Source organism: Magnetococcus marinus MC-1, from assembly GCF_000014865.1.
Lineage (GTDB): Bacteria > Pseudomonadota > Magnetococcia > Magnetococcales > Magnetococcaceae > Magnetococcus > Magnetococcus marinus.
In genome coordinates this window covers 2,240,060-2,254,209 of the sequence record NC_008576.1, presented here as the reverse complement: position 1 = coordinate 2,254,209, position 14,150 = coordinate 2,240,060, and the positions used below count along the sequence as shown (strand labels likewise).

8 protein-coding genes and 1 pseudogene are annotated in these 14,150 nt (G+C 50.2%); 5 read left to right on the top strand and 4 right to left on the bottom strand.

All coding sequences use genetic code 11. The annotated features are described in order from the left end of the window. The first annotated feature begins 421 nt into the window (after positions 1–421). Positions 422–1,480: an efflux RND transporter periplasmic adaptor subunit gene (locus MMC1_RS09275; RefSeq protein WP_011713470.1), complete on the top strand. Its 1,059-nt coding sequence runs from the start codon at positions 422–424 to the stop codon at positions 1,478–1,480. Continuing rightward, entirely contained in the window at positions 1,473–4,727 is a 3,255-nt protein-coding gene (locus MMC1_RS09270; RefSeq protein ID WP_011713469.1) for an efflux RND transporter permease subunit, read from the top strand. Before MMC1_RS09275 ends, MMC1_RS09270 begins: the two co-directional genes overlap by 8 nt. A gap of 91 nt (positions 4,728–4,818) precedes the next feature. Here MMC1_RS09270 and hcp read toward each other — a convergent pair whose 3' ends face one another. Then, complete coding sequence (hcp, locus tag MMC1_RS09265) at positions 4,819–6,180, bottom strand: hydroxylamine reductase (RefSeq protein WP_011713468.1); 1,362 nt, start codon at positions 6,178–6,180, stop codon at positions 4,819–4,821. A gap of 709 nt (positions 6,181–6,889) precedes the next feature. Here hcp and MMC1_RS09260 point away from each other — a divergent pair. Beyond that, positions 6,890–7,342, top strand: a pseudogene (locus MMC1_RS09260) (VOC family protein). Between the two features lie 814 nt (positions 7,343–8,156). Beyond that, positions 8,157–8,471, top strand: coding sequence for a hypothetical protein (locus MMC1_RS09255; protein ID WP_011713466.1), 315 nt, complete (start codon positions 8,157–8,159; stop codon positions 8,469–8,471). Positions 8,472–8,868: 397 nt separating this feature from the next. On the opposite strand, the gene MMC1_RS09250 is transcribed toward MMC1_RS09255, so the two are convergent. From MMC1_RS09250 to MMC1_RS22440, 3 genes are all read right to left on the bottom strand, one after another. Then, complete coding sequence (locus MMC1_RS09250) at positions 8,869–10,407, bottom strand: response regulator (RefSeq protein WP_011713465.1); 1,539 nt, start codon at positions 10,405–10,407, stop codon at positions 8,869–8,871. 427 nt (positions 10,408–10,834) lie between these two features. Beyond that, positions 10,835–11,506 (bottom strand): hypothetical protein, encoded by a 672-nt coding sequence (locus MMC1_RS09245; RefSeq protein ID WP_143711393.1) that lies wholly within the window; start codon positions 11,504–11,506, stop codon positions 10,835–10,837. 293 nt (positions 11,507–11,799) lie between these two features. After that, complete coding sequence (locus MMC1_RS22440; RefSeq protein ID WP_160162691.1) at positions 11,800–12,666, bottom strand: OmpA family protein; 867 nt, start codon at positions 12,664–12,666, stop codon at positions 11,800–11,802. 728 nt (positions 12,667–13,394) lie between these two features. Here MMC1_RS22440 and MMC1_RS09230 point away from each other — a divergent pair. Continuing rightward, a complete protein-coding gene (locus MMC1_RS09230; RefSeq protein WP_011713462.1) occupies positions 13,395–14,150 on the top strand; it encodes a competence/damage-inducible protein A in 756 nt (251 codons plus the stop codon).

Genomic DNA, 14,150 nt, shown 5'->3' with positions numbered 1-14,150 from the left:
AACCCCCTGCATTTAAGGCGGTAACGCCCTCCAAAGGCGCAGACAAGCGGGGCCAGTCGGGTAGACGACCCCACGCTATGACACCTGTTTTTAATGATTTTATCGACAAATAATTTTGTTTTATTTGAACGATATATTCAATAGCGTGTAATTTATTCTACAATATCTGCTTGCTGTGCGCTTGTTAAAAACCCGAGTTGAAAATCTTTTTGCAGGATTGTGCTGCTCAAGCATCTCGCAACGCTCTGACGACCGCATAAAATTTGAGATCTGGTTGAACATTTCCTTCAACCCCCTCTCTAACTAAATGTTAAAAACGTTAAGATTCAAATAGATGTAACGTATTCGTAGCGTTTTTTCTATTCTGTTTCATTTACCCAAAGAGGGTTTATGCCTCTTTTTTCTTAGGAGAGATACACCGATGCGCAGATTCTATAAGCCATCATTACCGCTGTTTTATCTGTTACTCATGCTGCCCGTTTGCTCACTACAGGCCGCCAGCTTAGTCACAACCCCGGCCATAAACCGAGAACTCCCCGTATGGTTGACACTCGATGGTGTGGTAGAGGCCGAAAACCAAGCCACCATAACGGCGAAAACATCCGGTGAAATCATAGAATTAAACTTTGACGTTAACGATTATGTACATAAAGGGGATGTGCTACTACGCTTTAAAAATCAGCGTAATCAGGCCGAAATCGCCCAAGCCCGTGCCTCCGTCGCCCAAGCCAAAGCGCAACTGACGGAAGCACAAAACAGTTATGACCGTTCCGTGCAATTGTTGGAAAAAAAGGTGGTCAGCAGTGCCAAAATGGACCAAACAGAGTCCGCCCTAAAAGCGGCCAAGGCTCAATTAGAGTTGGCTAACGCTGGACTAACCATCGCCCTGGATAAACAAGAGGATCATGTCGTGCGCTCCCCTTATTCAGGATACATGCTTAAACGGCATGTGGATCCTGGTGAAAATGCCCAAGCTGGCCAAGCGCTTTTTACAGGCATTTCACTGGATGCCTTGCGGGTCCATGTTATGGTGCCACAAAGTCGCATTGCTGCCGTGCGCCGCTTTAATGAAATGGCCATTAAACTGGCCGATGGTCGTCAAGTCACCCCCAAGGATATCACCTTTTTCCCCTATGCCCACGCAGCCAGTCATGCCTATGGGGTACGGTTACACCTGCCCGAGGGACTCGACAACCTTTACCCCGGTGCCCTGGTGCGGGTGCAGTTTGTCACCGGGAGCAAACAGCGGGTATTAATTCCCGTGCCGAGCGTTGTCACACGTAGCGAAGTAACGGCAGCCTATGTGGTGGACGGTGGCGGCCATGTCTCGTTGCGGCATCTACGCACCGGGCGAACCTATGCAGATTTGATCGAGGTGCTGGCCGGACTTGAGAGCGGTGAGCAGGTCGCCGTGGATCCCGTGTTGGCGGGGCAACAAGCGCGTGCCCAGCTGCCCAGTATGGAGGCTTATCATGAGTGAACGCCTACACATCTCTGGGCGCATTGCAGCCATGTTTCAAAACTCAGAAATCACCCCCCTGCTGGCACTGGTGGGGTTACTGCTGGGGCTGTTTGCCGTCGCCATTACCCCACAAGAGGAAGAGCCTCAAATATCGGTAACGTTTGTCAATATTTTCATTCCCTTTCCCGGGGCCACCGCCCACGAGGTCGAGCAGTTGGTGGCCATACCTGCCGAGCAGGTACTCAGTGAAGTCGAAGGGGTTAAACATGTTTACGCCCAATCCATGCCCGGACAGGCGGTCTTAACCGTTCGCTACCGCGTGGGGGAGGATCGTAATGCGGCCATTTTGCGCCTCTACAACGCGGTATTTTCCAATCAGGATTTTCTACCCGCCAATCTGGGGGTGGGGCAACCCTTGGTTAAACCCAAAGGCATTGACGATGTACCCATTGTCACCTTCTCTCTCTGGTCACAAGATGAAAACGTGGGGCGAGAAGAACTTACCCGCATCTCCCACGCTTTGGAAGCCGAGTTGAAACGCATTCCTGGTACCCGCGATATTTATACCGTGGGCGCTTCACGGCGGGTGGTGCAGGTTACGTTAGACCCGGTGCGCATGGCCGGTCACGGTTTTTCCATCACCCAACTGCAAGCATCGCTTAGCGCCAACAATCAAGTTACCCGCGCCCAGGGCATGGTTGCCGATAATCACGCCATACCCGTGCAAATTGGTAACTATCTGCACTCTGCCGAAGATGTTGCCGGTGTGGTCATCGGACTGCGTGAAGGTAGTCCGGTTTTTCTGCGGGATGTCGCCGATGTGGCGATGGGGCCACAAGAGCCCACTCGCTATGTGTGGTACGGCTCCGGTCCTGGGGCAAGCACACAGGATCGGGTAGCACAGGCCCCCTCGGTCACACTGGCGGTGGCCAAAAAACCCGGCGTCAACGCCTCGGATGTGGCCAAACGGGTGATTGCTCGCATGGAGCATATGCGCGCCTTTATCATCCCCCAAGGGGTTAACTTTACGGTGACCCGCAATTATGGTCACACCGCCGAGAGCAAGGCCCATAAACTGATTGGTAAATTGGCCTTTGCCACCTTTTTTGTGGTGCTGCTGGTGCTGCTGACCATGGGTTGGCGCGAGGCCATTATTGTGGGGTTAGCGGTCATTTTAACCCTGGCACTAACCCTGTTTGCCAGTTGGGTATGGGGTTTTACCCTTAATCGGGTCTCGCTGTTTGCACTGATCTTTTCCATCGGAATTTTGGTGGATGACGCCATTGTGGTGGTAGAAAATATTCATCGGCATATGCATCGACAAAGCCGTTCCCTGTTGGAGATTATTCCCCGCGCGGTGGATGAGGTCGGTGGACCGACCATTCTAGCAACCTTCACCGTCATTGCCGCTCTGCTGCCGATGGCCTTTGTCACGGGCTTGATGGGTCCCTATATGAGCCCGATCCCCATTAACGCCAGCACCGGTATGTTAATCTCCCTGTTGGTGGCATTTGTGATTACGCCATGGTTGGCTTATCACGGCCTGCGTAGTGTACACGCCAAGCAGCTTATACAGACCGGTGCAACAGCCCGACACCCTGCCACCACCCCGGTGGTGGCGCATAGGGGGCGTTTAGAACGGCTGTTTGGTGCGCTCTATACCCCCTTTTTGCGAGACCACGGGGCACGCCGCAACTATCTCCTGCTTGGGGGGGGCATTCTCCTGCTGATTGTCGGTTCCCTTGCCCTGATACCTGCCAAACAGGTGGTCTTAAAAATGTTGCCCTTTGACAATAAGTCAGAATTTCAAGTCATGGTGGATCTGCCTGAAGGAACAGCCTTAGAACAGACAGCCCGACTGCTGGATGCCTTGGGCAAACAGTTGGCTCAGGTCCCCGAAGTAGCCAACTATCAGGTCTATGCAGGCACGGCTGCACCCGTGGGCTTTAACGGTCTGGTGCGCCAATACTACCTACGCCAAGCACCCCACTTAGGCGAAATTCAAGTCAATTTGGTGGATAAAACCCAACGCCAACGTAAGAGCCACGAGGTTGCCCTAGCGGTACGTAGCGCCCTGCAAACCACGGCGGCACCCTATGCCGCTGTGGTTAAAATCGTCGAGGTACCACCAGGACCGCCGGTACAAGCCCCATTGGTAGCTGAGATCTATGGACCCAGTGTCGAGGGACGCCAAAAATTGGCCAAAAAAATTGAGAAACTTTTTAACACCACCCCCGATATTGTGGATGTCGATAGCAGCATCGAAGCCCCAGCACTACGGTATATTCTGCATGTTGACCGGCAACGGGCCAGCCTGCTGGGGGTAAGTCAGCAGAGTGTGGCGCAGGCGCTGTCTATGGCGATTGAGGGTGAGGATCTCTCCTTTATCCACACCGACTCGGCCAAATATCCCATCCCGATTCGGCTCCATCTACCTGCGGCGGATCGGGCCGAGATGGAGGCGCTCCTGGGCTTACAAGTACCCTCCTCCTTGGGCACGTTGGTAACCCTCTCTGAGGTGGTTACGGTTCAGGAGGGGGTCTATGAAAAGAGCATTGACCATAAAGACCTCATTGCCCACTCCACCGTAACCGGTGATATGGCGGGTACGCTGGATAGCCCCCTTTATGGCATGCTCACCATGGTGGAACGGCTGAAACAACCCAACTGGGATGGTGAAAACAGTCCGCCCATTGAGCAATATTTTATCCATCAACCCGAGGACCCCTTTGAATATGGCATCAAATGGGATGGTGAGTGGCAAATCACCTACGAAACCTTTCGCGATATGGGGATCGCCTATGGCGTGGGTTTGATCATGATCTATCTGCTGGTGGTCGCGCAGTTTAAATCCTACCTGACCCCTCTGATTATCATGGCACCCATTCCCTTAACCGTGATCGGTGTGATGCCAGGACATGCCCTGTTGGGGGTACAATTTACGGCCACCTCCATGATTGGCATGATCGCTCTGGCGGGTATTATTGTGCGTAACTCGATCCTCCTGGTGGATTTTATCAACGAACAGATCCAGTCGGGAATACCCTTTAAAGAGGCGGTTATCCAAGCGGGTAGCGTGCGTTCCAAACCCATTGTGTTGACCGGTTTGGCCGCCATGTTGGGGGCGCTGTTTATTCTGGATGATCCCATCTTTGGTGGTTTGGCGATCTCGCTTATCTTTGGCATCTTGATCTCAACCATTTTAACTTTGTGGGTGATCCCCATCCTCTACTATGGCCTCATGCGTCGTAAGCTAATGGGTTAATGACGTCGAAGGTTGTGTAAGCCGCGCAATGCAAACAGGCCCACTCCGCATAGCGAGTGGGCCTGTTACATGGGAGGTTGTGGGTTAACCCTTAGGCAACCTTGGCTTCCTTGGCTTCTGGCAACAGCAACTGTTGCAGATCACTGGCCGCATCGGTGGTCAATTTGAGGTTAAATTGCTGCACCAAGAATTCCAGGATGCCATCATTGACAAACTGGGGGGCCTTCGGACCAATGGTAATGTTCTGTATGCCCAAGCTGAAGAGGGCCAGCAGAATGATCACCGCCTTTTGCTCCATCCAGCTAAGCACGATGGATACGGGAAGTTCGTTAACCGGGGTATCCAGTGCCGCACTGAGGGCTAACGCAATATGCACCGCACCGTTGCTATCGTTGCATTGGCCAAGATCCAGATAACGGGGAATCGAGGTTCCAGGCACGTTACCAAAATCGAGATCGTTAAAACGAAACTTGCCACAACTGGAGGTCAGAATGACACAATCACTGGGCAGGGCTTGGGCCATTTGGCGATAATAGTCGCCGCCACTACCTGGGGCATCACAGCCGGCAATCACAAAGAACTGGCGAATTTTACCCTCTTTGACCGCCTCTACCACCGCTGGGGCTAAGGTCAACAAGGTTTTGTAGTGGTGCCCCGTGGTGATGGTGCTCTCGGCAACAAAACCATCCACCACTGGCAGCGTCAAAGCCTGTTGAATGAGGGGTTCAAAATCATCGTCCTTGATCTCTTGAATACCCTCAACCCCAACCATTTTGTAGCCATATAGACGCTCCAAATAGTTGGCATCCTTACGTAATGGCGCAATACAGTTGGTGTTAACCACCATAGGACCCTGCCACTGTTGAAACAGTTTGCCCTGGTCGTGCCAAGCCCCGCCAATATTACCCTTTAGATGCGCGAATTTATTTAATTCGGGATAACCATGGGCAGGCAGCATCTCAGAATGGGTATAGATGTTCACCCCACGATCTTGAGTGGCCACTAACAGCTTTTGCAGCATGTCCAAGTTATGACCGGAGACTAAAATGGCATGTCCCTCTGCACGGTTTTGCGTAACCTGTACCGGTGTGGGCACACCCAGCTTATGAGTGTGGGCCTCGCTCAGTAGATCCATAACCTTAACCCCAGCGTTGCCCACCTTCATCAATTGGGCAATGTGGTGATCAAAGTTAAAATTAACGTTGGTCATGGTGAAATAGAGGGTTTCGTTGATGACATCATCAATTTCCAGCGTATTGGCTTGCAACTCGCGGGCATGCTCACGGTAAGCCGCAAGCCCTTTTAGGCCAAAGATCATCAAATCTTGTAAGCGCGCGGTGGTGTCATCCTTGCCGCATGTACCCAATGTCTGTCCGCTAGAGCCACAGCCGCTGGGGGCGCTCATTGCACATTGATAACAGAACATATCTACTGCATTGGCATCCTTCGCCATGTTAAAAACTCCCATTGCAACGTGTAAATTGGTGAACAGTCGCCCCGTTGGCGCTGCTCTTGTAAACAGGTTGCAGAGCCTAACCCTAGCCAGAGCCTTTGCCATTGATACACATCAACCCAGACAAAGGGATTAATGGGCCAACGAATGAACCCTTTTTACTATGATTCATTGCCATGATAACAATTTGTTAATAAATTTTATAAAGCATGCGAGGTGCGTTCATGGGCGGTATGCTGAGACAAAAAAAGCATCCTTGCGCAGAGTGGATGCGTTTTTAAACCAGGCTTATAGAGGCGTGGTGGCCCATTGGTTACCCATGTCGGAGGCGCATTTTTTGCGCTAAACGATCGGGAAATAACGGTTAGGGCCAATAGGCTATTCTTTAAGGGCCGGATCGAATGACGGCAAAAGCGACCTTTAAATGGCCATAAAACGGTATGTTGGCCGTTTTGCACTCGCTTTTTTTTGCAGGGAATGTGGCGAATGATCACCCTGGATTGCCCCAAAACGCTCGATGCACGGGGTCGTTGTCCGCCACTCCGCACGCAAAAGCAGATTCAAACGGTTGATGCATCTTTTAGTCGGGTTAAAAACGGACCCGGCTACCAGCATGACACCCTTGGCAAGGAGCCATGCAGCATGTGTGGGTCGCACGCGCCTAGCCAATAAGGATTAGGCTTGACGCACATTTATCATGGAGGGGGAAATGCACATTGAAAGCATAGATCATTTAGTGCTAACCGTTACGGATGTGCAACGTACGATCCATTTTTATACCTCTGTGCTGGGCATGCAGGTTACAACCTTTGCCTCCGGTCGCTACGCATTGAGCTTTGGAGCCCAAAAAATTAATCTCCATCCGCTTGAAAACAGCATCACCCCAAAAGCTCAGCGACCCACCCCAGGCTCCGCAGATCTCTGTTTTTTGACCGATCTGCCTATCGCCGAGGTCGAGCGCCATTTGCAGAAACAGAGTGTCATCATTGAGAACAGAGTGTCATCATTGAGAACAGAGTGTCATCATTGAGAACAGAGTGTCATCATTGAGATGGGACCGGTACCACGCACAGGCGCACGAGGTCCCATTCTATCGCTCTATTGCCGTGCCCCTGATGGTAACTTAATTGAAATTGCCCATCGCTTAAACCAACCGGGCTAAAATGGGGTTTTCGTACCAGAGTTCGATAGAAAAAAAAGGGGGGGGTGGCATTTAAGCATAAAAAAAGGCTCCGAATCCATTGACTCGAAGCCCCTCAACGTATGAGACGTACACCAAAAAGCCAACTCTGTTTAAGTTGAATCTCTTGGTGCCATCCTATGAGGATTGAGAGATACAAAAAGGTCTGTACTCCATTTATACCACTATTTCGAATATAATTTCCAGGAAATCCAAACCAAATGGTTTATTTTTCACATTCCCCCACCCATCCATGAATCTTTCACAGCGCGTTCCTGCACGTGACCAAAGATGTTCAAAAGGGTTTTGATTGTAAATCCCCTTCACCCTTTAAATTTATCCGAAGGGGCCGCAGCACTGCCCTTTTACAAAAAGGGCGTCATTCGGGAATGGATCATGCAATCTGGTACATAAGAGGCCCATGACAATAGCGATCGTTGCACAAAATACCAGGGAGCTTTTTCTAAAACGACCATTAGAATAGCTTTTTTTCAATGACATACACGGATATCACCGCAACGGAAATAATTGCCGTATGCCGTGTAATGGGGGGTTGTTTTTGCTCCCTTTAGAACTTTTACAAAGCCTCTTGATAAGAGATTCCATCGTTGGGAAAGAAGGGCAAAAGAACCGCACAAAGGCTCGTGTAACACGCTGGCTGCGCCGTGAATGTGGACAGCAGCTAGGCTTTTTGTTACACTAAACATATGGAGTGAACATAACCGGACATTATACAACAAATTCACCTTTAGTATAGAAAAAACTGACAGAATCGATCCCAGGAGAGGATGGAGCCATGTTAGAAGAACTGCAAAAACAGATTGATGAAGAACGTCGCTTAAAACTAGAAAAAGCGCAACAGGAGCAAATGTTGCGCGTCCGGTTAGCCGTTTATATGCTGGCTGGTTTTGGCATTATATCCTTGTTTGGTGCTGGCATGTATATGGGCGGGGCTTTCGATATGGAAATCTCGTCCAATGGTAAGATGATGGCCTCCCCTGCTGAAAAACGGATGCTAACCCAGGCATACCTGGATGAGAGCCGCCAAAATCAGCTCCAAGGCATGCTTACCCTGCATGATCCATGGCCCAGAGTACGGATCGACCGTTAACCGGTGTAAAGAGATCTCTAGCACAGCGGCTATGCGCAAAAGCAGCTTCCACCGCTTTTTGTTCGCCATCACACAGTGAAAGACCACGCCAGCTTGGTTCGTAAATTTTTTTGGCTCATACCCAAAGGGCGTACTTCACGAGTACGCCCTTTGGGCTTTCAGGGGTCTGATTTCAATGCCTGCCCAAACAAGAGGCCGAACGCACGGTATGCATCAGGAGGTGTAATGTGGCAAGCCTTTTACATTTTAGGCGAAGCAGCGCTCCAGTGTTGTTGCACGCAACGGGTGAAACTCCAAAAAATAGGTGCTATGACGCTTGATCTAAGCGCTTATCAATCCCAAATACGGCCTATCTCTTGAGTGCAGAGATCTCTTTGGCTGTAATAAATAAAAAAAATTATAGCCCACAAAGCTCATGTAGTTTTTTCTCTTTATAAAGCCTCACAAAAATATCCACAATATTTGGGTCAAAATGGACCCCTCGCCCACGAACAATCTCATCCATGGCTTCTTCTAAACTCCATGCGGTTTTATAAGGGCGTATATTGGTTAGGGCGTCGAACACATCTGCAATGGCCACGATCCGTGCAGCCAGGGGGATTTCCTCGCCACTCAAACCGCGCGGATAGCCTGTACCATTCCACTTTTCATGGTGATAAAGAGCAATATCATGGGCCATTTCAAACCAATTTTGCCCACCCAAAATGGTTGCTCCAATACCTGGATGAGCTTTAATAACCTCAAACTCTTCACTGCTAAGCTGCTCAGGTTTGCGTAAAATATGGTCTGGCACGCCAATTTTACCAATATCATGCAGCTTGCTGGCCTGCCCCATACGCAAAGCATCGAGTTGACGCACACCTAAATCAATGGCCACTTGTGTGACCAAGTTGGCAATGCGTTTAATATGGTTGCCTGTGTCTGTATCTTTAAATTCAGCTGCGATCGCAAGCATATGCATGGCATGACGGTTGGCCTCTTGCAAATCCATCGTTAGCTGAAGATTGGCCAGCACCGCTGCAAACTGATTGGCCATTACCTGAATAATATGGCGATCATTGTCCGTCAGTTGATCGGTGTTCTCCAGGTAGATATAGCCCATATTCCGATGGTGCGTCGTCAATGGAATTAACTGGACAGAGTGACCAAGCTCATCAACTTTGCGTTCAGATTGCATAACCTGTTGGCACAACGTCACCACAGCAGCGGTCTTGCTGCTCTGTTTATCCTCAAAATCACCGGTACCAGCCTGAACCACCACCTTTTCACCGGAAAGGGTGAGAATCATACCATCGCCACTGCTTACCATGCTGTTTTTACCCAGATGACAGAGGCTTATAATTTGCGTTAAAACACCTTGGAAAAATTCAGGAACAACCTCAATATTGCGCGGAAAGAGGTTAGGCGTGCTTTCAAGAATACGCTCTAACCCCAACCGATTGGTCTCAATAACTTGCAGATCGCGATAGGCCTTAATAGCGGTACGTAGCGCCGTGTAAAGTCGGTTAGCCGTCAGCTCGGTTTTATCTTTGTAATCATCAATATCATAATTATCAATAACATAACGTTCAGGAGCTACGCCCGGTTGACCGGTACGAATGATTAATCGAATCTGTTGGTCGCCCCAACTTTCGCGTATCCACTCCACCAATTTTAAGCCGGCATCCTCCTCCTCCATCACAACATCGATGAAAGCCACGGCGAAAGGGGCTTGCGTGGTCATCACTTGCTTGGCCTCTTCCGCAGATCGTGCGGAGACAATCTCAATAGCTTGGCCAGCAAAAGAGAAATCCCGTAAATTTAAGCAGGTTAAAACATGGATATCTTCATCATCATCAACCACCAACACACGCCACGGGTTATCGCGAGAAACTTCCTGTTTCTGCAAGGGCTTGGCGCGATCTTTGGTATCACGTATTTTACGAATGAGTTTCATCTAGCTTTAATACCTAAGTAGGCTTGCGCTAACTTAAAAAAACACATTTTAACGTCTTGAAAAACGTTCCATTGTCGAACCTCATAATATCAGAAAATTACTCTTTCTCCCAGTTTTACTTATGCGCCAGCTCTCTATAACCTTTCCTGCCCATGGCTCATAGGATCCTGTTGGTCACGGTTCATGCACAGCGGCTTGTATAACACGTCAAGCTCGCTGTTCATTGCCGCACAACCTTCCTCGGCAAATGGGTTTTTCTGCAAGATGGACCGGGATATGGGCTTTGACATGCCATCGCTCAAACACGACACACATCCACCTGCACGCTCAAAAATGTGGGATCGTTTTTTTTGCCACCCCTATCCTACCCAGCGGCTTGGACGCACACGATACTGGGCCGCTTAGCTTAGGCCGAATCAAGCCATGCTTAAAAGTAGCTCGAAAAATCCCACATCAGTCGTTCTTCCCCGTCATTAAGCTCGCTTTTAACACTGCTATTGGATGAAAGTTTATAGCGCGTCTGCATCTGGTAGCGGTCACCGTCCACATTACCCACCGCGCTCTCAATCTTCCAGCTTCCCTGTTGCCAGCGTGCTTGCAGATAGTTACCCCGATCTTGCGAGAGCACACCTTTCCATTGCACAGGATTTTTTTGGGCCATCCTCTCCCCAGGCACCAATTCCAAACGGCCCGGTTTTAGAGGCTGCCAACGCGCATTAAATAGATTGGCGTTCAACTTTTTGGCAGGATCATTTTTGTGTGCATCCACCGGCGCTAACCCCATCCAGGCCGGTAAATCGACCTCACCGGCCAACTGTTGCGCCCCATCCAGCCACTGTTGTTTGAACGGTTGTTTAACCGATTTAGAGGAGCGTTTGCTTAAGGCAGGCTGCCTAGACCCAACAAACAGAGTTGCATCCGCAGTGATGGATGCCCCAGCTTGCTCTTCTTCTGGGGCAAGCAAAGGCTTCGTTAACATCCACGCGGGTCCAACTTGCCAACCACCCCCCATACCCACCTGCCAAGCATAGACCTCTTCAGCCATGCCTGTACGAGCACCCCCTAAGGCAACAATGATCAGCCCTGCAAAGAGCGTCATGCGCGCGCCCCTGCCCAATCCTTTGTCCATGTTGTCCATGATCTCACCTTTAAACTACCCCGGCGCAAACTCATTTGCATCTCGACAGATTCAACAAAGCAAACCGTATCGTTTAACTATAGCCGCAACCTCCTATCCACAACAGGTTCTCTCCGCTTACGGCGCCCTTAATTTATTTTGACAAGCTCTTATTAAATGAGTGTCAAAATCATTCAACTGAGTTCCCCGACTATAAAAAAAGGGCACCCATAAAGGGTGCCCTCACGATCTCAATCACATCTCTTTGTGACGTATTAGGGAATGCGGTGCAACTCAACGCGACGGTTGACTAACCGCTCGTCACTGTTTTTCTCGCTGTTGAGCAGTTTTTGCTCACCAAAAGCTGCGGCGACAAAACGGTCACGTGCCAAGCCTTGCTTGGTCATGTACCAAATAACCGATTCAGCGCGCTTAAGAGAGAGCTTTTTGTTAAAGGTGTCATCAGCTCGGCTGTCTGTATGGCCTTGCACCTCAACACGGATGGCCGCATGCTGCTTCATGGTTGCAACCGCAGCATTCAACACTGAAAGCGCCTTGGCATCCAGCTCCCAAGATCCGGTATTAAAGTGGATCGAGTTAACCGACCAGCAACCATTTTTCCCTACGGGCAGACCTTTGGGGGTATCCAAACAGGCGTCTTGCTCATTCAATACGCCATCCATATCCCCATCCTTGCTGATTTCACAGCCGGTGGCATCCACCTTAACATGCACACTGGTGCCGGGGCATTTGTCATCGCTATTAACCACACCATCCTGATCATCGTCCAGTTCGCAGCCACGGGCATCAACTTTTACGCCTTTTCTGCTATCGGGACAACGATCCATAGCATCGTTAACCCCATCGCCATCCCGATCTAAGGAGCAACCCACAGCGTCTACGGCATACTGAGCAGGGGTACCAGGGCATTTGTCTTTGCCATCGGTTACGCCATCGCCGTCCGCATCTCCCACGCAGTTGCCCGCAGCATCCATACCATGCTCACAAGCGGGCTTTGGGCTGGGTTGATAGGGATAATACTGGGTGCCTGCTGTAGAAATGGTATTGGGACCCGTTTGCGGATGCCATTGGATCCATCCTTTATAGGCCTCTTCCGCCTGGGAAGCCGAAACGACTGCCATGCAAGATATTACCGCAGCCATCGACAAAAAAAGTTTGGTCTTGGACTTCAACATTGGTTTATTTACTCCCTTGTCCTTAAACAAAAGCACACTCACGTGCATTAATTTAGTGTCACTCCTAGCGGAGCAGTGCCTCACGCCACAGCGCACTCGATTATAGATTAAATGATCTGCTCATTATCACCAACAGCATATTACCACGTTGCACCCACTCGATGGTAGTGTCAATAGTCTAAGGTATTGTTACAGTCGGACCAGATACCTTCCCTTAAAGCTTATTGACAACGCAAAGCGATTTGTCCTCAGACGAGACACCCTTTAACCTCAAAATTTGACTTTGCTGTTGCCCCAACAGAACCGACAACCCTCCAAATTGTTGATGTGTGGTCTATACACGATCATTTGTTGCTCAACCCGCCAATTTTAATGCTACAATCGTCACAATTTAGCTCTGACAAAAGGAGGCGTTTTATGAGAGGTCATACCGTAGAAGAAGCCCAACATCAATGGTGCCCCATGATCAGACTGCATAATCCCAGTGCAGGCGCTGTGGCTTCAGGCTACAATTGGGTGCACGTAGAAAGCGAAACCGCCGCTGCTATGGACTGGCGCGACACTGCATGTAAAGCCTCACTCTGCATGGCTTGGCGCTGGACCGATGACACCAAGCAACATGGATATTGCGGCTTGTCTGGCCAACTATAACCCAAGCAGAAGGCGTTTCGGCCATGCTCACGACCCACTGTGGTGCCATCATCATCGGCGATGAAATTCTCACTGGTCGTCGTCAAGATGCCCATTTTGGTTTTTTACGCGATACTTTAACCCAAGCAGGGGTTAAACTTAGTCGTGTTACTTACGTGGGCGATGATGCCAAGGATCTGCTGCTCACCCTTGAGCAGAGTCGTGCATGGCGGATCCCTGTCTTTAGCTTTGGTGGAATTGGGGCCACCGTCGATGATCGCACCCGCCAACTGGCGGCGCAGGCCTTTCAACGCCCGCTAACCCGCCACCCCGAAGCGGCTCGCATGATCTATGACCAGTTTGGTCTTTCAGCTGAACCCAACCGCATCCTTATGGCCGATCTGCCGGATGGCGCCCAATTAATCCCCAATCCTTTAAGCCAAATTCCTGGCTTTCAGGTTGAGCAGCACTTTTTTTTACCGGGTTTTCCACAAATGGCGCATCCCATGCTCGCTTGGTGCCTAATACAGCGTTTAAATGTGATCGGCCACCCCGTTGGTGAGAGCTTTGCCCTATGGGTGTTAACCCCTGAGAGTGAGCTGGTGCCTATCATGGCGCAGCTCAGCGAGCAGTTTCCACAGTGTCACTTTTTTAGCCTGCCCGATGTCAGGCCCAATGCCCCAAAAGAGCTTGGTTTTCGCAGTGCCAATGCCCAACAGCAAGCCCAACAAGCATTGGTACAGGCCCTCGAACATGCGCGCATCCCCTGGGCAGAGAGCCCGGCCGGATTACCAAGCTAA

Bases quoted from the DNA above. Each gene is read 5' to 3' on its own strand.
- MMC1_RS09275 (WP_011713470.1), top strand. From the start codon at position 422: ATGCGCAGATTCTATAAGCCATCATTACCGCTGTTTTATCTGTTACTC.
- MMC1_RS09270 (WP_011713469.1), top strand. From the start codon at position 1,473: ATGAGTGAACGCCTACACATCTCTGGGCGCATTGCAGCCATGTTTCAA.
- hcp (WP_011713468.1), bottom strand. From the start codon at position 6,180: ATGGCGAAGGATGCCAATGCAGTAGATATGTTCTGTTATCAATGTGCA.
- MMC1_RS09255 (WP_011713466.1), top strand. From the start codon at position 8,157: ATGTTAGAAGAACTGCAAAAACAGATTGATGAAGAACGTCGCTTAAAA.
- MMC1_RS09250 (WP_011713465.1), bottom strand. From the start codon at position 10,407: ATGAAACTCATTCGTAAAATACGTGATACCAAAGATCGCGCCAAGCCC.
- MMC1_RS09245 (WP_143711393.1), bottom strand. From the start codon at position 11,506: ATGACGCTCTTTGCAGGGCTGATCATTGTTGCCTTAGGGGGTGCTCGT.
- MMC1_RS22440 (WP_160162691.1), bottom strand. From the start codon at position 12,666: ATGGCAGTCGTTTCGGCTTCCCAGGCGGAAGAGGCCTATAAAGGATGG.
- MMC1_RS09230 (WP_011713462.1), top strand. From the start codon at position 13,395: ATGCTCACGACCCACTGTGGTGCCATCATCATCGGCGATGAAATTCTC.